21 protein-coding genes and 1 riboswitch are annotated in these 22,508 nt (G+C 52.6%); of the genes, 7 read left to right on the top strand and 14 right to left on the bottom strand.

The genetic code is table 11. The annotated features are described in order from the left end of the window. Positions 1 to 474 precede the first annotated feature (474 nt). The 7 genes from AC0YNV_RS15780 to AC0YNV_RS15750 all read left to right on the top strand — a co-directional run bounded on the left by AC0YNV_RS15780 (position 475) and on the right by AC0YNV_RS15750 (position 6,997). Positions 475 to 2,412: an asparagine synthase-related protein gene (locus AC0YNV_RS15780; protein WP_475768887.1), complete on the top strand. Its 1,938-nt coding sequence runs from the start codon at positions 475 to 477 to the stop codon at positions 2,410 to 2,412. A gap of 14 nt (positions 2,413 to 2,426) precedes the next feature. After that, positions 2,427 to 2,564: a paeninodin family lasso peptide gene (locus AC0YNV_RS15775; RefSeq protein WP_475768886.1), complete on the top strand. Its 138-nt coding sequence runs from the start codon at positions 2,427 to 2,429 to the stop codon at positions 2,562 to 2,564. Positions 2,565 to 2,685: 121 nt separating this feature from the next. Next, entirely contained in the window at positions 2,686 to 3,630 is a 945-nt protein-coding gene (locus tag AC0YNV_RS15770) for an aldolase (RefSeq protein ID WP_475768944.1), read from the top strand. Further along, entirely contained in the window at positions 3,627 to 3,941 is a 315-nt protein-coding gene (locus AC0YNV_RS15765; RefSeq protein WP_210037981.1) for a lasso peptide biosynthesis PqqD family chaperone, read from the top strand. The genes AC0YNV_RS15770 and AC0YNV_RS15765 overlap by 4 nt, the downstream gene beginning before the upstream one ends. 27 nt (positions 3,942 to 3,968) lie before the next feature. Further along, the gene (locus AC0YNV_RS15760) at positions 3,969 to 4,427 is read left to right on the top strand and encodes a lasso peptide biosynthesis B2 protein (protein ID WP_475768885.1); all 459 of its coding nucleotides are present in this window, start codon (positions 3,969 to 3,971) and stop codon (positions 4,425 to 4,427) included. Positions 4,428 to 4,570: 143 nt separating this feature from the next. Continuing rightward, complete coding sequence (locus AC0YNV_RS15755; RefSeq protein WP_475768884.1) at positions 4,571 to 6,373, top strand: ABC transporter ATP-binding protein; 1,803 nt, start codon at positions 4,571 to 4,573, stop codon at positions 6,371 to 6,373. Between the two features lie 294 nt (positions 6,374 to 6,667). Then, a complete protein-coding gene (locus AC0YNV_RS15750; RefSeq protein ID WP_210037984.1) occupies positions 6,668 to 6,997 on the top strand; it encodes a helix-turn-helix domain-containing protein in 330 nt (109 codons plus the stop codon). Between the two features lie 3 nt (positions 6,998 to 7,000). On the opposite strand, the gene AC0YNV_RS15745 is transcribed toward AC0YNV_RS15750, so the two are convergent. From AC0YNV_RS15745 to AC0YNV_RS15680, 14 genes are all read right to left on the bottom strand, one after another. Then, positions 7,001 to 7,207 (bottom strand): hypothetical protein, encoded by a 207-nt coding sequence (locus AC0YNV_RS15745; protein ID WP_475768883.1) that lies wholly within the window; start codon positions 7,205 to 7,207, stop codon positions 7,001 to 7,003. Next, a riboswitch (cyclic di-GMP riboswitch) is annotated at positions 7,187 to 7,269 on the bottom strand. (Overlaps the previous gene by 21 nt.) Before the next feature lie 102 nt (positions 7,270 to 7,371). Beyond that, on the bottom strand, positions 7,372 to 8,421 hold the full coding sequence (gene galE / locus AC0YNV_RS15740) for a UDP-glucose 4-epimerase GalE (protein ID WP_475768882.1): 1,050 nt from the start codon (positions 8,419 to 8,421) through the stop codon (positions 7,372 to 7,374). Between the two features lie 5 nt (positions 8,422 to 8,426). Then, the gene (locus tag AC0YNV_RS15735; protein WP_475768881.1) at positions 8,427 to 9,974 is read right to left on the bottom strand and encodes a lipopolysaccharide biosynthesis protein; all 1,548 of its coding nucleotides are present in this window, start codon (positions 9,972 to 9,974) and stop codon (positions 8,427 to 8,429) included. Then, positions 9,971 to 11,158, bottom strand: a complete 1,188-nt coding sequence (locus AC0YNV_RS15730) for a glycoside hydrolase family 88 protein (RefSeq protein WP_475768943.1) — start codon at positions 11,156 to 11,158, stop codon at positions 9,971 to 9,973. Before AC0YNV_RS15730 ends, AC0YNV_RS15735 begins: the two co-directional genes overlap by 4 nt. Positions 11,159 to 11,182: 24 nt before the next feature. Continuing rightward, positions 11,183 to 12,364, bottom strand: a complete 1,182-nt coding sequence (locus AC0YNV_RS15725) for a glycosyltransferase (protein ID WP_475768880.1) — start codon at positions 12,362 to 12,364, stop codon at positions 11,183 to 11,185. Between the two features lie 38 nt (positions 12,365 to 12,402). After that, positions 12,403 to 13,560, bottom strand: coding sequence for a polysaccharide pyruvyl transferase family protein (locus AC0YNV_RS15720; protein WP_475768879.1), 1,158 nt, complete (start codon positions 13,558 to 13,560; stop codon positions 12,403 to 12,405). Positions 13,561 to 13,583: 23 nt separating this feature from the next. After that, positions 13,584 to 14,627 carry a glycosyltransferase gene (locus AC0YNV_RS15715; protein ID WP_475768878.1) on the bottom strand — a complete coding sequence of 348 codons (1,044 nt, stop codon included), beginning with the start codon at positions 14,625 to 14,627 and terminating at the stop codon, positions 13,584 to 13,586. Further along, positions 14,624 to 15,829 (bottom strand): glycosyltransferase, encoded by a 1,206-nt coding sequence (locus AC0YNV_RS15710; RefSeq protein WP_475768877.1) that lies wholly within the window; start codon positions 15,827 to 15,829, stop codon positions 14,624 to 14,626. Before AC0YNV_RS15710 ends, AC0YNV_RS15715 begins: the two co-directional genes overlap by 4 nt. 8 nt (positions 15,830 to 15,837) lie before the next feature. Further along, positions 15,838 to 17,049, bottom strand: a complete 1,212-nt coding sequence (locus AC0YNV_RS15705; protein WP_475768876.1) for a glycosyltransferase — start codon at positions 17,047 to 17,049, stop codon at positions 15,838 to 15,840. Beyond that, entirely contained in the window at positions 17,021 to 18,226 is a 1,206-nt protein-coding gene (locus tag AC0YNV_RS15700; RefSeq protein WP_475768875.1) for a nucleotidyltransferase domain-containing protein, read from the bottom strand. Before AC0YNV_RS15700 ends, AC0YNV_RS15705 begins: the two co-directional genes overlap by 29 nt. Before the next feature lie 465 nt (positions 18,227 to 18,691). Then, entirely contained in the window at positions 18,692 to 20,080 is a 1,389-nt protein-coding gene (locus AC0YNV_RS15695) for an LLM class flavin-dependent oxidoreductase (protein WP_475768874.1), read from the bottom strand. A 33-nt stretch (positions 20,081 to 20,113) separates the two neighbouring features. Then, positions 20,114 to 20,779: a methionine ABC transporter permease gene (locus tag AC0YNV_RS15690; RefSeq protein WP_475768873.1), complete on the bottom strand. Its 666-nt coding sequence runs from the start codon at positions 20,777 to 20,779 to the stop codon at positions 20,114 to 20,116. After that, complete coding sequence (locus AC0YNV_RS15685) at positions 20,772 to 21,542, bottom strand: methionine ABC transporter ATP-binding protein (RefSeq protein WP_475768872.1); 771 nt, start codon at positions 21,540 to 21,542, stop codon at positions 20,772 to 20,774. Before AC0YNV_RS15685 ends, AC0YNV_RS15690 begins: the two co-directional genes overlap by 8 nt. Positions 21,543 to 21,574: 32 nt before the next feature. Beyond that, positions 21,575 to 22,462, bottom strand: coding sequence for a MetQ/NlpA family ABC transporter substrate-binding protein (locus AC0YNV_RS15680; RefSeq protein WP_475768871.1), 888 nt, complete (start codon positions 22,460 to 22,462; stop codon positions 21,575 to 21,577). Between the last annotated feature and the right edge of the window lie 46 nt (positions 22,463 to 22,508).

The following is a 22,508-nucleotide window of genomic DNA, read 5'->3' as shown; positions in this document are numbered from 1 at the left end:
TAAAGCTTTTAATTTTCTTTAATTCAATCTTTTAAGTCATATTATTGTTAGCACTATGATATATATAATATCGCAAATTCCGGTTGCTCCTTATCGTACCCCTTTCAACTATATGCTCCAGCCGCCGAAAAATCCCATTTTATTTGTTCATTCCTATAAAGAACAATACTCTTGTTTGCTCCGGCAGCTTTCCGGCCGCTTGATGTTCAGCATGACTGGGCCACAGCGGCACTCAAGTTTGAAAATGCCGGTTGACAAGATTTTATATTAAATGCTAATCTAGGACTAAGTTCTTTATAACGAACATGAAAACAGCCTCTTCTTCCTTAATAAGCCTTAAATATTACTAAAAATATTATTTCAACCTACCATCGGGGATCAGGCTTCCCTATTGCTGCTCCAACGTTCTATAAAAAGAACAGTAACTAACATCCCCATCATCCTGGAATCGTCAATGAAAGGCTGGAAAATACCATGAGCGCGATTGCCGGAATTTATCATATGAATCATGAAGAAATCCATCCCGGGCGGGGCGATGCGCTAATGGCCCAGTTTGAGCGCTATCCTGCCGACCGGGTACATACCTGGCAAGCGCAAGGTGCGTTTCTTGGCTGCCATGCACAATGGATCACGCCGGAATCCGTGGGAGAAATCCTTCCCTTCCATGACCGGGAGCGGGGCCTTGCCATTACGGCGGATGCCATCATCGATAATCGCACCGAGTTATTCGACCAGTTGACCGTCCCCCGCGAGGACCGAGGCGACATGCCTGACAGCCTGCTCATCCTGCTGGCTTATGACCAATGGGGGGAAGATACCCCCCGCTATCTCGTCGGCGACTTCGCCTTTGTCATCTGGGATGAACGCAGACGGTCGCTCTTCGGCGCAAGAGATTTTTCGGGCAACCGCACCCTGTATCTGGCCCGTTCGTCTGAGCTTTTCGCCTTCAGCACCATCATAGAGCCTTTATTCACGCTGCCCGGCCTGAACAAAAGCATGAATGAACAATGGATCTCGGAATTTTTGGCCATTCCCGTGACCACCGATGCTGTCGATTGCTTCTCTACCGTCTATTCGCATATTCAGCAGCTCCCGCCATCCCACAGCCTGACTGTCTCGGGCGGCAGGATCACATTCTCCAGATACTGCACGCTGGAGCCGGAAGAACGGCTGAATTATAAATCCGATATGGAGTACGAGGAAGCGTTCCGCGAGGTGTTCAACGCCGCCGTCACCTCCCGTATCCGGACGCACCGTCAGGTCGGCGCCCATCTCAGCGGAGGACTGGATTCGGGTTCGGTCGCAAGCTTCGCGGCCAGAGCGCTGCGCAAGGCTAATAAGCCCTTGCATTCCTTCAGTTATTATCCGCTTGAGGATTTCGTTGATTTCACGCCCAAGAGCAGGATTGCCGACGAGCGTCCCCTGATCATGTCTACCGTCAGCCATGTGGGCAACATCAAGGACAACTATTTGAATTTCCCCGGGCTGAGCCCGTTCTCCGAGATTGATGACTGGCTGGAGACGATGGAGATGCCCTATAAGTTTTTTGAAAATTCGTTCTGGCTGAAGGGGATTTACGAGCGGGCTTACCACGAGAACATCGGCGTCATGCTGAACGGCCAGCGGGGCAATTGGACGATCTCATGGGGACCGGCGCTGGATTATCAGGTCAACCTGATCAGACAGTTCCGCTGGATCCGCTTCTACCGGGAGCTGCAGCAGTACAGCCACAGCCTGGGCGTGAAGAAATCGCGGGTCATGTCTGTTGTCGGCAAAAAAGCTTTCCCGTTCTATGGAAGGTTTACGACGCAAAAAAGCGATTATCAGCTGCCGATGCTGATCAATCCGCAGTTCGCGAAGCGGACGCAGGTATTCGAGAAGCTGCAAACCTATGGACTTAACACATGGGGTTCTCCCCTGAACAGCGCCTACGCCATCCGCGAGGACCAGTTCAAGCAGCTCTATTTCTGGAACATTAACGGCACGATCGGCACCAAGCTGTCGCTCAAATATCTGATGTGGGACCGCGACCCGACGAATGATCTGCGCGTCATCCGCTTCTGTCTTTCCGTCCCTGACGATCAATTCGTCCAAAACGGCGTAGACCGCGCCTTGATCCGCCGGGCAACCGAAGGTTATTTGCCCGACAACGTCCGGCTGAACCATCGGACCCGCGGCGTTCAGGGTGCCGACGGCGTGCACCGGATGGCCGAATCATGGGATGCTTTTATAAGCGAGCTTCATCAGCTTATAGCAGACCCTGCGGCTGCGGAATTTTTGAATACGGAGCAGCTGGCTGATTCATTGGGCAGGATCGGCACCGAGCCCCGGCCGGAGCTTGCGTTTGATTTCAACTACCGGATATTGATGAGAGGCCTGATCTTCTACCGTTTTATCAAAAAACAAACTTGAGAGGAGGTGATACTATGCAAAACGAAGCCAAAAAACAATGGCAAGCGCCATCATTGGAAGTTCTTGACTACAAAATGACAATGGCAGGACCAGGCGTTCATCTGCCTGATGCTGTTCAACCGGATCCCACAGAAAACATTCACTACAGCTAATCTTCATTGATGGCCGCTTATGTACCAGGGTGTATATAGGCGGCTGTCAACCGTTTGCGGGCGCTCACGCATCTGCATGCTATGGACTGAATTATGAATCGGATCAACTGGAGTGAAAATGATGATCGAAACGACCGCTCTTGCTTACTATCACGCTTTTGGCTGCGTCATTCAAAGTGCCATTCCGCTTCCGGAGCTGACCGAAGCCTGCGGGTCAACCGGGGAAAATCTGCAGCAGCAGGCTCCCGCTACCATTAGCGCCGCGGATTTACTGCCGCTCTGGAACGCAGAAGCAGCGCCGGATGAAATCTGGGTCGTTCGTGGAAGCGCAGTCATGTTCCAGGTGCCGGATGTGGCCATTTTCCGTATCGAGGATGGCTGTTCTATTGTCGTTTCCCCTTTCCCTGAATCGGATCCGGACAAAATCAGGCTTTACGTATTGGGCACCTGTATGGGTGTGCTGCTTCTGCAAAGAGGAATTCTTCCCCTGCACGGCAGCGCTGTCGCTATCGACGGGAAAGCCTATGCCATTGTGGGACATTCCGGTGCCGGAAAATCCACTCTCGCTTCCGTTTTGCTGGACCGCGGCTGCCGGCTGCTGAGCGATGACGTCATTCCCGTTATTCTCAATGAAGATCATATGCCAATCGTGCTTTCCTCCTACCCGCAGCAGAAGCTGTGGCAGAACAGTATCGACGAACTCGGCATTCATCATACAGATTGCAAGCCGCTATTTGACCGTGAGCTTAAATTTGCGGTGCCGGTCCGCTCCGGGTTTCACCCTTCTCCCCTGCCGCTTGGCGGCGTATTCGAGCTGGTGCCGGGTGAAACGGATACCGGGATTCAGCCGGTTGAAGGGCTTGAACGGTTCCATACCCTGCTGCGCCATACCTTCCGCCGTTCGTTAATGGAGAAGATGGGCCTCATGGAATGGCATTTCGGCATGCTTGTCCGGTTCATCAACCGGCTTCCGGTATACCGGATCGGCCGTCCCGCCTCCGGATTTACCGCACCCTTGCTCAGTTCGCTTCTGCTCGAAACCATTCAAAAGGAGGAAGCTTCATGAACCCAAGCGTTGTACAGCCGACCGGAACTGTCTCGCAATACCCCGGCAATATCGTGAGCGACATGGATGGCGAGAAAGTCATGCTGAGCGTCCGCAATGGCAAATATTATAATTTGGGAGAGACCGGCGGGAGAATGTGGGAGTTGATCGGCGCAGGCAGTCCCGTTGTCCGGATCGTTGAAACGTTGACGGCTGAATACGAGGTTGACAGCAGCGAATGCGAACGCGATGTTTTGCTGTTTCTGAACCATCTGCTCGAGCATGAACTGATCCTGTACGCCCAAGCGGATGAACATCTGTCCGCATCCTAATTTTCATTTAAAAAGTAGGGACCTCATATGAAAATCTTCAGAATTCTCCGCAAGCTGCGTCATACGGACAGAAGAATGCTGCTCATGTTCGTCGAGGCATGTCTGCTGCTGGGCTGGGCACGATGTCAGCTGTTCCGGCCATTCGCCGCCATCGCCCCGAAGCTGGGAGAGCAGACCCGGGAAACCTCCCTGGACGATAACCCGCCCTGTATGCCTGCCATCAGGCAGGTGGCGCATGCTATCAATACCGTTAGCCGGCATACGCCCTGGGAGAGCAAATGTCTGGTGCGCGCCATCGCGGGCATGAAAATGCTGGAGCGCCGCAGAATCGACAGCACCCTTTACATGGGAACTGCCAAAGACAAGACCGGGCAGCTCATTGCCCACGCCTGGCTGCGCAGCGGCCCCGTCTATATTACCGGTGCGGAAGTTATGAACCGGTTTATCGTTGTGCAGAAATTTGCGAAGGCTGGAAGAAACGGTTGACGCCATCCTCTGGCGGCTAGGTTAGTTTCCTCGCACAGACCTTATGGACATTTATCTACGTGAAACTGATACAAGGCAGGAAGAAACGGCTGCCGCCGTTCATAGGAATGGCAGCGAGAGGTCTCACTTTAGGAGCGAGTTTGATGAATCCCATCCTGCATTACATGAAGCGTCTATACGCTTATTCCGGAGCTGCCCTCACAATCAATCTGCTTGGTATGGTATTCAGCAGTCTTCTTGAAAGTCTCGGTATTCTGCTGCTGATCCCCATGATCAGCATGAGTGGGATTTTGAGCGTACAGCAGGCAAGCGGCTACGATTTCAAAATTCTCGAAGAGCTGCGGGCAATGCCACAGACGTTGGCGCTGACCCTGATTTTGTCTCTTTATGTATTGATCGTGTTCGGTCAAAATCTCATTCAGCGTAAAATTACGATCCGCAATGTGGAGATCCAGCAGATCTTCAGCCGCAAGCTGCGCTTTGAAACTTACAGCACGCTGCTCGCGTCCAGATGGTCCTTTTTCCTCCAGAAGAGGAAATCGGATCTCATAAATCTGTTAACGATCGAGCTTGCGCGCGTCATTAGCGGAATCAACCTGTTTCTCCAGCTCGTGACCTCCTTCCTGTTTACGCTTATCCAGATTGTGTTCGCCTTCTGGCTCTCGCCGGCCATGACTTTGTTCGTACTGGGCTGCGGAACGGTTCTTGCGCTGTTCTCGCGCCAATATATTCATCAGGCGAAGGTTCTCGGCAGTCAAACCTCGGAGCTCTCGCAAAGCTACCTTGCCGGCATTACTGATCAGTTGAACGGTATCAAGGATATCAAGAGCAACAACCTGGAGGAATCCCGCCTGGGCTGGCTTCATTCACTTACCCAGGGGATGATGCATGAGCAGATGGAGTACATCCGGCTCAGAATGAATTCACAGCTGGTTTACAAAATATCCTCCGCGCTATTGATCGCGGGCTTCGTGTTTATCTCATTCCAGTTCTTTCATACGCAGGGTCCCCAGCTTCTGCTGGTTATCCTGATCTTCGCCAGGCTGTGGCCGAGATTCACAGGGATTCAATCCAATCTGGAGCAGCTGGCGGCAACGGTCCCCGCCTTCAAAGCGCTCATCGGCCTGCAGAAGGAATGTGCGGAAGCGGTGGAGCAGCACGAGGCGGGTCCTGCCGGCTTAAGTCCGGCTCCGCTTCGTCTCGAGCATGGGCTTACCTGTGACAATGTGTATTTCCGCTACCACCGGCAGGAGGCTGCGCATACGCTTCAGGCGATTAATCTGTTCATTCCCGCTAACCGGATGACAGCCTTTGTCGGACGTTCCGGCGCGGGAAAAAGCACGTTGATCGATCTGCTGATGGGCCTGATGCAGCCTGAATCGGGCCGGATTCTCATCGACGGAGAACCCATTACCAATGCGAATCTGTTTGCCTACCGGCGGTCCATCGGCTATGTGGCGCAGGACCCCTTTCTGTACAATGCCAGCATCAGGGAAAACCTGCTGATGATCAGGCCCGATGCCAGCGAGGATCAGCTGTGGGAAGCGCTGGACTTCGCCTCGTCCGCTGAATTTGTCCGTGCGCTGCCTCTGGGGCTGGAAACGCTCATTGGCGACAGGGGCATCCGGCTGTCCGGAGGCGAAAGGCAGCGGCTTGTGCTGGCGCGGGCCATCATCAGCAAACCGGCCGTGCTCGTGCTGGACGAGGCGACAAGCGCGCTGGATACCGAGAACGAGAAGAAAATCCAGGAGGCGCTGGAGCGGCTGAAAGGGACCATGACCATTATTGTGGTCGCCCATCGTTTATCCACAATCCGTCACGCGGATCAGGTCATTGTCATCGATCAGGGGAAGGTGGTGCAGCGTGGAGGCTTCATGCAGCTTGCATCTGAACGGGACGGAGTATTCGGCCATCTGCTTGATAATCAGAAGGAAGCCATTGTATAGCTGCCGCAGAGGATGAGGAAACAGGCAGCTTCATGCGGCTATGCATGAAAAGAAACGGCTATCGCGTCCTCTGGCGGCAAAGCCCTGGTTTCTTCCCTCAGAAATATAAGCAAAGTATAATCGGGATTTATACTTTCATATATTTCAAAAAAAAAAGCGGAAAAGTCTTCAGCGCCATGAAAACCGCTGTTCACTTTTCCGCAACTGTTCGTTATAAGCAACAGATTCTTTCTTAATGAAGAAGAATCCGATATAATAAGGTTCAGCAAGCTATAACATTGGAGGATACGTATAATGATTGGAGAACGCATACAACTGCTGCGCAAAAGAAAGGCGCTCTCTTTAACCGAGCTCTCTGAGCGGGCGGGCGTGGCCAAGTCCTACTTAAGTTCCATTGAACGGGGGATTCAGCAGAATCCCTCCATTCAATTTCTCGAGAAAGTCGGAACCGTACTGGGTATTTCCGTGGAAGAACTGCTTCACGTCCAGAAGTCCGATGACGAAGCAAGGCAGCTTGACCAGGAATGGGAAGACCTCGTACGCGAAGCCATGGCATCAGGCGTGAGCAAGGAACAGTTTAAAGAGTTTCTGGAATTCAACAAGTGGAGGCTCCACAAGGATTAGGCACTATGTAGATGTATTTTCTTCCATGGGTAATGTGCCGTTTTCCAATTTCGGGAGGGCGCTCAGAACACCCCGGATAACTTCCCGGTCAAGCCCCATTGCCCGTGCGATCATAATCAATTCAACCCACTCTTTGTCCAAATTATCCTTGCGAATCCGTTCTGCAAGCGCCATAACCATTTCCTCCGCTCCGAATTCGGCCGGTTGCACCACTGACTCCATGCGTTTAAGGTGCCCAGGTAAAAACGCACTTCTTCGTCTCCTATTTAAATGTAATCGTTTTCTATATTCACCATTATAATCAAGCCTTTCCGCTGATGCTGTCGCTTCGTGCGATCGAATTTTGATTTTTTCAACTAATTTTGTCGAATAATTCACATTTTTAGTAAAGCAGTCATGAACCGATTCTCATGGATATCGAAGCCTCCGGGATTATTCGCCTGCCATCGCCAAGTATCCTCGCACATCTCCTCGATACAACGGTCTGCAGTCCATCCAAGCTCTTGTCTGGCCTTCCGGATGTCCGCACAGCTGACCGCAATATCCCCCGGCCTGCGGGCAGCGAAGCGGTACGGCACATGGGTCCCCGTCGCTTTCTCGAAGGCCGCTATCATCTCCAGGACGCTTGAACCGCGCCCGGTTCCCAGGTTGTAAATATTCAGACCCGATGAATCCAGAATGCGTCCAAGGGCTCTGATATGCCCAAGCGCCAGATCTACAACATGGATGTAATCCCTGATTCCCGTGCCGTCAGGGGTTGGATAATCGCTTCCATATATGCTCAGCTCTTCCAGTCTCCCGGCAGCCACCTGCGACAAATAAGGCATCAGATTGTTAGGCGTGCCCGAGGGATTCTCACCGATCCTCCCGCTCTTATGGGCGCCGGCAGGATTGAAATAGCGGAGAATGCTGATTCCCCATTCGGGATTGGATGCCGCCAGATCCTGCAGTATCTGCTCAATCATTTGTTTGGTGCGGCCATAAGGGCTGGATGCGCCAATGGGCGAATTCTCGGACACCGGCATATCCCCGGATGCCCCGTACACGGTGGCAGAAGAGCTGAACACAAGCTTGTGCACGCCGTATTTGCTCATGACCTCGCACAGCGCCAGCGTGCTGTTCATATTCATCTCATAATACCAAAGCGGTGAACGAACCGACTCGCCGACCGCCTTGAGACCGGCAAAATGGATGGCGGCATCGATTTGATTTCTTGCAAAAACGGCCTCAAGAGCACTGCGGTCTCTTACGTCCAATTGATAGAACCGAAAGGATTTCCCTGTGATTTCCTTTACCCGATTGAGCGCCTCCGGACTGCTGTTGGCGAAATTATCCACCACAATGATGTCATAACCGGCCTCCAGCAGCTCGACGCAGGTATGGGTTCCAATATATCCGGCCCCGCCGGTAACCAATATCGCCATAAGGATTATCCCTCCATATTGTGATTGACCTTGCGGCTCATCACCAGCCTGCGGATGATGGTCCGGCTGATTCCGAGCAGGTAGCCAAACTCTTCCGTACGGTGAAACAGTGCGATATAAAGAACATTAACGGTGAAAAAGCCCGCAATGCCTTTCCCTATGAGCTCTGCAAAGCCGTTCGCGGGAATGAAATGGCATACTGCGCTGGCAAGGGCATAAGCACCCGCGCCTGCCAACGTATAGATGAAATAGGTCTTGAAATAATCCGTCAAGGGCCGCTGGAATACATTCCGGTAGACAAAATAAGGAGTTGTCCAGAAGGGAACGGCCAAGCTGCTGATGAGCGACCCGATAAACACGCCGGCTATCCCGATCGTCTGGACGAGCGTAATGGACACGCCAAGACATACGGCCGCCTGAATGAGCGGGGCATAACGGTCCTGATGGAAGATGCCTGCCGTTGTTTTCACCGTCGTGATGGAATTTCTCATGCCTCTTTCATAAAACAGAGCCAATAGCAGAATGAGCACGCTGCCGCTCATCAGGAAATCCGGACCGATCCACAGGGTGATGAACGGTTCGATTAATAGGGACAAGAGAATGACAAACAGCGAATACAACCAGAAATTAAGCAGCAGCGTCACTTTATACACCGCAAAAATCTTATCCTTGCTCTCCTTGGATACCAGATTGCCGATGCTGTGATACATATTGCTGAAAATCTGATTGATAAAGGTCCGCCCGATTTCGATCAGCATCTTGTAGTTGGAGTATAAGCCGACAGCCGCAACGCTTACGAAGCTTGAGATGAGAATATTCTCCGTCCCAAGCACGAAGTAGCTGCCTGTATTCTGCAGGACAATGGCTTTCACATTCTTGATGATCCCCTTCTTCGTCACGCTGTCCAGCCCTCCGCTGACCTTGTCGCGCAGGAACGGATACATCCTGTTGACGGTTACCGTCAGGATAATCGCGGTGCTAAGCGTGATCACACTGTCTATCATCAGAAAAAGAATATAGTTTTTCGTGTAAGTAAGAATTCCGATTTTCAGGCAGGTCGACAGAATCGAAGACAAGGTGAATACAAGCGTTACGATATACCCCTTCTGGCTGACGTTCAGAAATGAATTTTTGTAAGAGAAGAGGTATGGGGTGACGGTATTGAGCAAAAAGATCAGATAAATGGCCGTCAGATGCTCCACGCTGGAATCTTTGACAAAATGGTCAAGGAACGGCAGCACGGATAAGCCAAGGAGCGCCACGATGAGGGCAATGACCAGATAGGCATTCCGGTACAGCTTCATCAGCTTGTTGATGGTGTCCCTGTCATTGTCTGCAACGGGCTTATAGAGGCTGTAGATAATACTGGAGCCGATACCCGCCTCCGCCAGCGTGAGCATTGTCAGCAGATTGGTGAACAATCCGTTAATACCCAGATACTCGATGCCAAGGCTGTTAATGAACACTGTCCTGGAAATAAAACTGAGAGCCGTAATCACGATCTGGTTGCCGAGTCCCGCCGCAATATTAATTAATGAGCTGCGGACTCTCATGCCGGCACCTGGTCCCGGCCCTTGTCAGTCATCATCCGGATGCAGAACCCCTGCGTGAAGGGCAGAATATTGAACAGCATGGAATATACGCCGATATCCTTCGTATCCCCTTGGGAGAAATCGACTGCACCGCTGCGCCTGGTTACCTTCATCAAATAAGAGGCTGCCCGCTGCGATCCCTTGGAGCAAGCCTCCGCGAGATGCTCCAGATGTGAAGCTTCGCCGAGAAACCAGCCAAGCACCGCCGTGGCCGACGAATCCGCTCTGGACTCCTGGCGGGTAATCGTCCAGTTCCAGTTCCCCTCCGCGCCCTGGAAGGCGAGGGAGGCTGCCGCAAATCTCGTAATCATCCCCTCAAGCAGCGGCTTGTCGGGATGAGCCGCCGGCAGCTCGCGCCAGGCATCCATGAGCCCGATGGCGAACCATCCCAAGCCCCGCCCCCAGCCGTACAAGCCAAGCGGAGTTTTATGATCCACATGGTAAGCATGGCTTGGCAGATAATGATGATCGAGCATGCCGTGCTTCTCGTATTCGACCAGCTGCCTGACAGCCAGCTCCACGCATTCCGGCTTGTCATAACGGAGACCGTACGCGACAAGAAAAGGACAGACAAAGCCGATCGTATCGACATAGCGGTAGTTCTTCATCGATTTGCGGTACATGATCGTGCCGTCATCCCCGATATGCTCCTTAATGAACTCCCAAATGTAGTCGAACGCCGGCTTGAATCCATCCGGATCGATGCACTGCTGCTTCATCACAGCATAAGCCACGATGGCGCCATCGATATGCCTGGGCTTCACCACCCAGTTCCCGCCGCTGTCAAATTTGGCTTTCACGTATTTTCTGATTTCGTTCTCGATATCCCGGTCCTGATTCTTGTCCGCATATTCCGACAAGCCGATAAGCAGGGCCGCCTCCTGCCAGTGCTGGATCGCATTCTTGGTATAGTTTCCCTGCAGCATATCAATCACGACCAGTCTGGTATTATCGGTCACCTTCATCTTCGGGGTACGGTTCAGCCACTGGGCGCCCCTCTGGGTGACGGATTCGTTCCAATCCTTGAGATCGCGGTATCGTCCGATACGAATGCGGCTGAGCCAGTCCGCGAATATCGGAATAGCATCAATTAAAATAATGAGGACTACTGCGGCAAGCAGCAGCAGACAGCATAGTAACGGAATATACAATAGCCTCGCCCCTTCTCGCTAGCTGATCCATTGATAGAGCTTATGGATCTCATGCTCGGTTCCCAGTGTTTCCTGTCTCAGGTTATCTGTCAGATGCCGGCGGAGCGTCTCGCTGGTGATCAGTCTCTTGACGCCCTGATAGACCGAAGCCGCATTCTGCTCCACGATCAAACCGTTATGCCCGTCGGTTAACTGGTCGTATATCACTTTAAAGTCGGTGGACACAATCGGCTTATGCAGGATTTTCGCCTCGGTAACCGTCAGGCAGCGGCCTTCGAAATAAGAGGTTTGTACATAAATATCGCAGGTTTTGATATAGGGATAGGGATTTTCCAGAAGACCGGTAAGGATGACTGAGTCCTGAAGCTGTCTCTCCTTTATGGACTGCTCCAGCCTCCCCCTCTCCTCGCCTTCTCCCACGATGTACCACCGGATATCGAATCCATCCTTGACGAGCAGCTCGCAGGCTTCCACGGCAAGCTCGAAGCCCTTCTGATAATTCAGGCGCCCGACTGAGACGATGGTGATGCCTTTACCCGGGGTGGGAGCATTATCCTGCGCCATGCTCAGAACGGCAGCCGGCGAGACGATGTTGTGCATCAGGACGATTTTGTCACGGTACATAGGGAAACGGTCCGCCAGAATATTTACGCATTCCTCCGAAACAGTAGCAATGTAGTCAAGCGCCTTGAAATAGCCCAGGTCGATTCCGGGGTCCATTCCCAGCTTGTCGTAATCGTTATGAATAAATCCGATTTTCGTCCGCGCCTTTACCTTATCGATGACATAATAAACCGGCGATTTCTCAAGATAACCGATTGCCGCGTCGTATTGCTTGCTGAGTCCGGACATCGATCTGCCGATAAACTTCCAGACCCGCTGCTCGCATATGGACCGGTTGCTCTCCCTGCGGAAGACAAGACCGGCGCGCAGACGCGACCATGCAATATCGATCCTGCCTTTTCTGATCGTTCCCGCCAGCGCCTTGCCTACCGGCATATCAAAGTAGGTATAGCCGGAGGGCTCCGCAAGCACACGGACCTGCTTCGGAACATTATCCATGAACATTCCTTCCCGCTTGAAAAGCAGCAGATCCACCTCACACCGGGAGTAATCAATGGCCTGCAGGAGGGAAATAAGCGACTTCTCGGCGCCGCCGCAGTTCAGGTTGTTCATGACGAACAATAGTTTCTTCTTCAAGCCGACCACCCGCCCAATAAGTTTATCCTGACTTGCTCCTAGCCCAGCTGCTTCAAATAATCCACCGCTTTGTACGACATCCGCTTGATATTCGGGATCGACTTCCGGAGCGTCTGCACCAGCTCCGCTTCATCCATGAGCATCTCGTCGAATCTGGCGATCAGCTTGCTGCTGTCGGAGATATCGGCAATTCCAAGCACCAGACGCTCTCTTCCGAAAATATCAATCGCGATTCCCTTGGATTTGACGCTGTAGCCCAGCACCATCGTGGGCACACAGCTGGAATAGGCCGCAATCGTGGCATGGGTCCTGGCTCCGATGAAGAACTTCATTCTGGCGATATATCCCTTGTACTGCACGGCAGTCAGGTTATCGGGGAGCAGAATGACTCTGCCCGTTTGCTTGAACTCCTCGTAATACTGGCGGAGAATTTCATGATCGTTGTTGTCGTTCTCCATGACATGGGGCGTGAGGGCAATAGTCATATCCGATGTATGCAGAATATGGCCGATAAGCTCGCGCACCGCCGCCCGGGACTTGGTGTTGCGCTTCCAGACAAGCGGACTGAAGTTAAGCCCGACCGTCTTGCCCTCCTGCCAGCCATCCGGAAGCGGCAGCTCTTCCTTCTCCATCGTGAATGCCGGATCTGCGCATAATTTCACATTGGACAGCCCTTTCTTCAGGAGCATGTTATAAGTGAGGGATTCACGGGCCAGAATCAGATCAAATAATTTCAAATCCTGCAGCTTCTGCTCGGACATATCCTCTTCGCCGATGGAGCAGCCCCAAAGCACCAGCTTCTTGCCGCTCCGCTTCACATTGCGGTCGATCTCATACCATTGAGGCTGCTCGCCATAACAGTAATTATCGCCGCCGATCGACATGCAGACGTCAACCTCCTTGATCCGTCCGATCACTTTTTGCTCGATTTTCCGCAAGGCGTAAGATTCATCCTTCAGCAGCCTGAAGTGGAGAAAAGACACCGCCCAGTCCAGCGAATATTTCTTGATCTCGGTTCTTGTGCCGTCGTAAACGCCGTCCAGTCTGGGAATAATTCCATCTGTATGAGGCTTCTGCGAGGATAGATAGACCTTCGCGCCGTTGATTTTCTCCTTGATAATAAAGGCGGACGACCGGACGATCGCCTCGCATCCTCTGTTCAAGCTGCCTCCGTGAGCAAACATCATAATCTTCACTGAAATTCCCCCAATAATCTTATTTAAGCGCTCCTGATTCTGCTGTAGGCCGCCGCGCATAACAAGCCAAAGGTGAATTTGGCCCGGATCATGGCAAGCAGCCATCTTTCATACCGGCCTATGGATCCTATCCGCTTCTCATAGTAGACAGGCAGCGACTCTCTTACATAAGGGTCCGTTATCATCCGCTTTACATAGCCGTATCTTTGCCGGAAGCTCATGTCGCTGCCGGGCTTGAAATAGATATAAATGAGGGAAACCGTATTGTGGATCAGTCTGACGGACTTGAGCTGCTTGATCCGGCCAGGCGGCATCATCTCCTTGTAGAAGGCGGGAGGCTCCATCCTGTACACCTCCAATGCCCGGTGAAAATAATCCTTGCCGGCTATGTTCCGGGTAGCGCTTCCTGCCACTTCCCGGTAATGATAGCCCGTATAGTCGATATATTTCATCGTGGACGCACAGCTGAAAAACGACATATTAAACATCCCGTCTTCACCGAGCGGGACCCGTTCCGGGAAGGCGACCCTGCCTGCTGCGGCCACACTTCTTTTGTAAAGCTTGTTTACAGCCGTATTCAAATGATCCGCCATGAGCAAATAAGGCAATATTTCGTTGCGTATGTAGTCCCTGCCGAGCAGCTCATTCACCTTGAACGGATATCGGGTGACGACCGTCCGGCCTTCGATTTCACTCTCCATATTGGACACGACTACATCGCAATCATCCATCACGGCACAATCGTACAGCCTCTCGTACATATCCGGCTCGATATAATCGTCCGCGTCAACGAAACCGATATATTCGCCGGCTGCCGCAGCAAGCCCCGCATTGCGGGCTAGGCTGACACCCCGATTCTCCTGTCCGATCAGCTTGATCCGCGCATCCAGGCTTTGATAAGAGGCGATGATCGGCCCACTGTCATCCGTCGAGCCGTCATTGACGAAGATGAACTCGCATTCCTGCAGGGTCTGGCCAAGCAGCGAATCGATACAGGCCGGCAGATGCCGCTGCGCATTATAGACAGGAATAATAACGCTAACCTTATACGGCAGCTCTGTTCTCATGAAACTTCCCCCTGCAGCAAGCTGTACAGCTGATAAATTTCATCTTCCGTCCCAAGCCTTGCCTGTGCCAGCTGGTCGGCCATTTTTCGCTGCAGTCCCCTGTCGCGGAACAGCTTCTCGATCCCTTGGGCAACAGAGGATGCCTGCATGTCCACAATCAGCCCCTCCAGCCCTTCGCGGATCTGATCGGCAGCCGTGCTGAATCTTGTAATGACGATCGGCTTCTTCAAGATTTTGGCCTCGTCAATGGCAATCGATTTCCCTTCGAATCTGGAGGTCTGCACATAAAGATCCGCCTGCTTGATATAGGGATAAGGATTGGATTTCAGACCCAGCAGAATGAAGTGATTCTCCAGACGGTTAACCTTGATCAGCTCGATCAGCCTGGCTCTTTCCGCTCCCTCGCCAATGACATGCCACCGGACATTATAGCCTTGTCCGACGAGGATTTTACATGCTTCAATAGCCAGCTCATAGCCTTTCTGCGGATGGAGCCTCCCGACCGTCAGGATGATCAGCTCATCCTCTTTCCGGTTGTAGACGTCGGAGCGATTCTCCTCAGCCATATGATGAATCACGGCCGGCGATACGATATTGTGGATCACATTCACCTTATGCTGCTGGCTCGGAAACCGCTTCTTCAATATCGCCGCACATTCCTCCGATACCGTGACGATATGGTCGAGCTGCTCAAAATATACAATATCGAAGTCCGGGTCCATCCCGAGCTCGTCATAATCAATATGAACCCAGCCGATCTTCCGCCCGGCCTGCACCTTCTCCACGCAGAAATAGGTGGATGTCTTCTCCAGAAAGCCGATAGCAGTGTCATATTTCTTCTGCAGAAGATCGATGGAGGATGAAATATACCGCCAGTTGTACTGCTCCCTTGTGGACAGATTCCGGCTGTAGCGGTTTTTGAGGCCGAACATAAGGCGGCTGTAAGCCAGCGGAAGCCTGCCCTGCATCAGGAACGACCAGACCGATGGCCCAAGCGGCTGGGCGAAGCGCTGATAGCTTTCCGGTATGGGCAGAATGGTGACCTCTTTGGGCACATATTCCATAAACAGCCCTTCGTGATTGAACAGGAACAGGTCCACCTCATACTGGCTGTAATCCATTTGGGAGAGCAGGTTGACCAGGCTTCGCTCCCCGCCGCCGGATGCCAGACTTGGCATGACAAACAGCAGACTTTTCTTCATACGCTCCTCTATGCCCCTTCCTTCCGTACACCGATCAGGCTGTACAGCTTCTCAAGCTCGGAGCCGTTGCTGTAATCGGTATGTATGCAAGTACCGGCCAGATGAGCCCGAAGAGCCTCATCCCGGTAAAGCCGCTGAATGCCGTCTGCGATTCCCTCGATTGACATGTCGGCAATGCATCCATCATATCCGTCGACAACCTGGCTGTGAGCGGTTGAATAATTGGTAATCAGAATCGGCTTGCCGATAATTTTTGCTTCCGTGACCGTCACCGCCTTGCCCTCATACCGGGACGGCTGGACATACAGATCGCAGGAGCGGATATACGGATAAGGATTGGTCTGCTTGCCCAGCAGAATGAAGCTGTCCTCAAGGCCGTTCCCGCGGATCAAATCCCGGATCAACGCTTCGTCGCCGCCGTATCCGACCACGTACCAGGCGATATCGGGGAAGCCTCTGTCTCTCAATAGCTTCAAAGCCTGTACCGCCTGATCAATTCCCTTGGCATGGGACAGCCGGGCGACGGTCAGCAGCTTGAACCGGCTGTCCCGATCCATCGGATTGACGGCCGGCCCGCCGGCCATCGACCGGACGAACGCAGGGGAAGTAATGTTCTCAATAACGAACACTTTGCTGCTGAGCGATTCATAGCGGGACAAAAATGACTGCCTGCACGCTTCCGATACCGCCACAATATAATGAAACTTGTCCCACATCGCCAGGTCCAGCTCCGGATTTGCCTCCACCATGGAATAATCGGTGTGAATCCAGGCGATCTTCGTTGCGGCGTTGACCTTGTCGGCTACAAAGTAATGCGGCCATAAATAGCTGATCGCCGCGTCGTAGGACTGCTCCACCCTCGGCAAAAAAGGCAGGGCATACTTCCACATGAGCTGCATCTGGAGGTACCCGGGCTCGGAGAGGCCCTTCCTTCTTCCCGTCCAATCCGCCTGGAGCTTGGACAATGCCCTGGACAAGCCAAGGAACCACTGACCTTCGGTAAAGATTTCACGGATCGGCTTGCGAAAGGTTGAATAAGCCCGGATTTCGCCCATTAGCCTGATCCGGTCTGGCAGCAATTCCATGAAATCGCCCTGATGGCGGCAGAGCATCACATCGATGGCATGACGGTCGTAGTCGAAGGCTTCCAGCATGCTTGCCAGGCTTCGCTCCACACCGCCGACCTCCATATCATAAGAGGCGATCAATACGTTTTTCATGCTGTCCCCCCTGCAGTTTTCTCCAGGCCCACAGAAACGGCCGTAAAGGAATATAGAGAAGATGAAGTCTTTTGGGCAGCGGCAGCGTCCTGGCATCCTCGGGATAGGGAAAGAGGAAGCTGAGCATGAACAGGGACCGCTGCTGGATCGTCATGAGCGAGAACAGATGGCGCTTATGGTAGCGGCTGACATCCTCTGGCAGGGGATCGCTATGCAGCTGGACCATTTGTCTGATATAGAACATCGCTCCCTTGGCCAGCCGTCCCGGCCTGGCTCCAGCCATAAGCGGCCTGAGTGCCGGCTGCGTCTCCATCCCCAGCAGCTGCGAGGTCAGGACAAGCGCCTGCCCTCCGATATGGGCGGCCTGATTAGCCCGCAGCAGCTCCTTAAGCAATTCGGCATCCGGGTTCTGCTGCGAAATTTGCCTGATATCCAGCAGCCAGCGCAGCCGGGACCATCCGTGGCGCGCCCCATGGGTAACCAGGAACAAAAACAAATCCTCCCTCCCCAGATAGAACAGCGGATAGGACGACAGCGGGCTCCTTCTTCTGCGGCTCCATAATTCCTCGAATGCCGGTTCCTTCGACGGCGCCGGATTCAGTCTCCAATGAAGCTCGACCTTAATGCCGGTCCGCGGATGCTTGAAGGTCGTATGATGATGCCTCCATTTCCAGTCATTCAATACGGTATCGATATAATCGTCTTTGATATAACCAAGCTCCAACAGCCCGGCCTCCGCATGCAGCAGATCCCTGATCGGGATCAGTATATCCAGATCGCAGGAGGTCCGCTGCGAGATGTCTCCATAGAGATCGGCTGCCAGCACCGGGCCTTTCAAAAGAAGCGGACGAATATGAGCCTCGTCAAAGTGCTTGCAGATGCGCTCCATCTCGCCGCATAAACCAAGCATAATAAATGTATTATTGCAGTATTCCTGGTAGAAGCCCCGAAGGACCGGCAGCGGCACCAGGTCGTGACCGATATCCTTCAGCCTGGTATATAAATAGGGATAAACCCGGTGATGCCTGGCAAGCTTGATGAAAGCCTCCCAGTCCATACCGGCGAACAGCTCCGCATGATCACTCCATCTGACCCGCCTGTCATCGGCTAAAATCTTGAGCATCAGCTGCAAAGGAGCGGTCAGCTGACACTTATCAATCAATACTGTATTAACCATAGGGTTCTCCTTCAAGAATCCATCATAACGAACAAATGACAATTTACTGTTCTATAAAACGAACGCACTATCAGAGTAACACCCTCTAAGAATGTTGTCAATCAGGAGCATGCGAAATTGTCCGAGTATGCCATTTTCCGACCGGGACCGCTAATTATCCCGTCCGCATGCTCCGGATGACGACATAAAACGACAAATAAGAAGAAACGGCTGCCGCCTCCCTGATGGCGGCGCAGTAAGTTTCTTCACTCAAAAATAGAAGCATAGTATAAGTCATATTTTATACTTTCTTATATTTTAAGAAGAAACGGCTGCCGCCGTCCTTATGGCGGCGCAGTAAGTTTCTTCACTCAAAAATAGAAGCATAGTATAAGTCATATTTTATATTTTCTTATATTTTAAGAAGAAACGGCTGCCGCCGTGCGGCAGAGTTCGTTTCTTCCCTTAGGCTGTGTAAAGCATTCGTCAGCGTACTATCGAATTTTGAAACGCCTGCCGGCGGATCGATGCCGAGGGATGGCCTTCCGGGGTCAGGTTAAAGCCCTTCCCGAACAGCCGCTCGCGGAAGGTTCCCTCTTCATACTCCGTCCGGTATAACCCTCTTTCCTGGAGCTCGGGAATGACCAGCTCGATAAAATCGCGAAAGGAACCCGGCGAGAGAAACTGTGTAAGGTTAAAGCCGTCGATTCCCGTTTCCTCGACCCAGTACTGGATTTTATCCGCTACCTGCTCCGGTGTTCCCGCGATAAAGAACGGCGATTGTCCGCCCAGCGTCTTGAAGGTTTCGATGATCTGGCCTACCGTTTTGCGATTGTGCCTGGTGAACCGCGATGCCGCCGTTTGACCGTGATCGGTCTCCACATACTCCAGATAATCGTCAGGTCCGTAACGTGATAAATCATAGCCGCTGGAGCCGCCATAATGGGCGAGGACACCCTCGACGCTGCGAAGCCTGCCGAATTCCTCCACCTTGCGGTTCACCTCTTCTTCTGTCCGGCCGACGATCACCGACAAGCCCGTAAACATTTTGATATGCTCAGGCTGGCGTCCATATGCCTGCGCCTGCGCGCGGATATCCGCGATATGCTGCTTCAATGCCGCAAGCGTCGGCGCCCCCAGAAATACACATTCCGCGTGCTTGGCCGCGAACGCCCTGCCCTTGGCCGAGCTGCCCGCCTGATAGACAACCGGCGTTCTCTGGAGGGAAGGTTCGCATAGATGGGGGCCGGGGAGCTTGAAGTACCGGCCTTCATGATTGATCTTATGCACCTTGGCAGGATCGGTATACGTGCCGGTTTCCACATCGCGGATAACCGCATTGTCCTCCCAGCTGCTCTCCCACAGCTTATAGCAAACCTCCAGATACTCATCGGCGATTTCATAGCGCTCGTCATGCGGAATCATCCTGTCCAGACCGTAATTGAGCGCCGCGCCGGGCAGGTAGGAGGTCACCACATTCCAGCCCACCCTCCCCTTTGTCAAATGATCGAGCGTGCTCATGCGCCGCGCATGGCCATAGGGATGCTCATAGGATGTGGAGAAGGTCACCGCAAAGCCCAAATGCTTGGTAACCAGGGCCATTGGCGGCACAATGAGGAGGGGATCGTTGCACGGAACCTGAACCGCTTCCCGCAGCGAGGTTTCCATCCCTCCTTTGTACGTATCGTAAACGCCGACCACATCGGCCAGAAACAAGGCGTCGAATTTCCCCCGTTCCAGCAGCTGCGCAAGCTCCGTCCAGTACGAGAGCTCCGTATAGCGGTGACGGTTATTGTCCGGATGCACCCACATGCCGTGAGAGAGATGCCCCACACAGTTCATTTCGAAAGCATTCAAGTGTATTTTCTTCGGCATGGCTCGCCCGCCTTTCTCTTTCGTATTGATAGCTTAAAGTCTTTTATCCAGCCTGCGGACGATGAAATTGCCTGTAAACTGAAAGGCCTGAACGAAAATAACCATTAAGATGACGGTGAAGAACATGACATCCGTCTGGTAGCGGTAGTAGCCGTAACGGATGGCAAAATCCCCGATGCCCCCGCCTCCAACCAGTCCCGCTACCGTTGAATAGGAGAGGAAGCTGACCGTGATAATCGTAATGTTATTGGCGATGCCTGAACGGGCCTCCGTGTACAGCACCTTCCAGATAATTTGAAAACGGTTCGCTCCCATCGACTCGGCCGCTTCCACAACGCCGCGGTTTACTTCCAGCAGCGTCTGCTCCACGAAACGGGCAAAATAAGGCACGGCATTAATGACCATCGGCACAGTCGCCGCTGTCGTTCCAAGCGCCGTCCCTACCAGCAGACGGGTGATCGGAATGATCGCGATCATCAGAATCAGAAACGGGAAGGACCGTACGAGATTGACCAGGCCATTGAGAATAAAATAAAACTTCGGCGCTTTGACAAAAGAGCCCGGGCGCGTCAAATACAGCAGCGTACCGAGCGGCGTGCCAAGCAGCACAGCCAGCGGGATCGTAATAACGAGCATATAGAAGGTTTCGCCCAGAGCCTCTATAATCTCCGGGCCGGCGTAGATGATATTGTCAAACATAGGCCACCTCTCTTTTATCCAGCACGATCTCATTCTTGAACAGGAATTGGGCGATATTGGACTTCGGCTCGAACTTGGCATCGTTCATCTCGAACTTCTCGACGACGACGCCCTGCTCCATTACGGCAACCTTATTGCAAATGGACTTGATGACATTCATCTCATGGGTAACGATCACGATTGTAATTCCGAGGCGTTCATTGATCTCCTTCAGGAAAGCCAGGATGCTTCCCGTTGTCGAGGGGTCCACGGAGGAAGTCGGCTCATCGCACAGCAGCACCTTCGGGCCGTTGGCGAGCGCGCGGGCAATCGCCACGCGCTGCTTCTGCCCCCCGCTCAGCTTGGCGGGATAGGCTTTGGTTTTGTCCTCCAGTCCCACGATCCGCAAGCATTCCTCAATCCGCTGTTTTCGTTCATTTTTGGGCATCTTCGCAATTTCCAGAGGAAAAGAGACGTTCTCGAAAACAGTCCGGTTATTGAGCAGATTGAAATGCTGGAAAATCATGCCGATCGACATGCGCGCCTTGCGCAGCTCGCTTTCGCTTAACGCCAGCATATCCTGTCCGTCCACGATGATTTTGCCGCTGTCCGGCCGTTCCAACAAATTAATCGTCCGCAGAAGCGTCGATTTGCCGGCGCCGCTGAACCCGATGATGCCGTATATATCTCCTTCGTCTATCTGCAGAGAAGCCGAGGAGACCGCAGTCAGCGGCTCTCCATCGGGAATCTTGAATACCTTATTCACGTCCTGAATCGTTATCACAACGCATCGCTCCTGTCGTTTGTAAGCAGCGCTTACTTATGATTTAAATCATCAATGAATTCTATGGCATCCCCGTACTTGCTCGTATAGAAATCTTTAATCGGCTGGCTTTCATAAGCGGCCTGCAGTACCTTTATTTTTTCCGAGCCTACAAGATCTTTGTTGATGGCCACGATACTCTTGTACGGCAGATCGTCCCCATTCTCCAGGGCAAGCGCATCCGTCTTCGGGTTAAGACCGATTTGCACAGCGGTTCCGGCAAACAGGAAGCCCACATCAACATCTTCCAGCGTACGCTGAAGCATCAGCTGATCCACTTCCTTGAACTTGTATTTATGCGGGTTATCCGTAATATCTCTCAAGGTTGCATGGGTTACCGTCACGCCGTCCTTCAGCTTCAGGCGGCCAAGATCGCGGAGCATAAACAAGGCGCGTCCATTATTCGCCGGATCGACCGGGATTCCGAAGGTGGCCCCGTCCGGAACATCCTCAATCTTTTTATACTTCTTGGAGTACAATCCCGATGGCGAGAAAATCGTATAGAAACCGCGGACGACATTTTTCAAACCCTGATCCTCGACAAACTGGTCAAAATAAGCCTCATGCTGAAAAGAGTTCGAATCCGCATCGCCGTCATTGACGATCTTGTTCGGCTGAATGATGTCGTTTACGATCACCACATCCAGGGTGTAGCCCTGCTTGGCAACCTCTTCCTTCAGGATTTTGGCGATCTCGCCGTTAAACCCGCTGTCGCTCATAATATGCTTGATGACCTTATCTTCTTTCTTGACCTCTTCAGTACCGCCGCCAGCGGCCGCCGTAGAGACATCGCCTGATTTCGCTGTATTGGATGTCTGCTCTGTACCGCAAGCGGTCAGCAGGAAAATAATAATGAATAATAGCCCCAACGATTTTTTCATAGCTTTACGTTTCGCTCCTTCAATAGTTGATTTATCAGATGGATTT

The sequence above is a fragment of the Paenibacillus sp. JT31N11 genome, assembly GCF_056269285.1.
The sequence above is the reverse complement of the archived record's forward strand: the minus strand, read 5'-3'. Positions and strand labels throughout refer to the sequence as shown.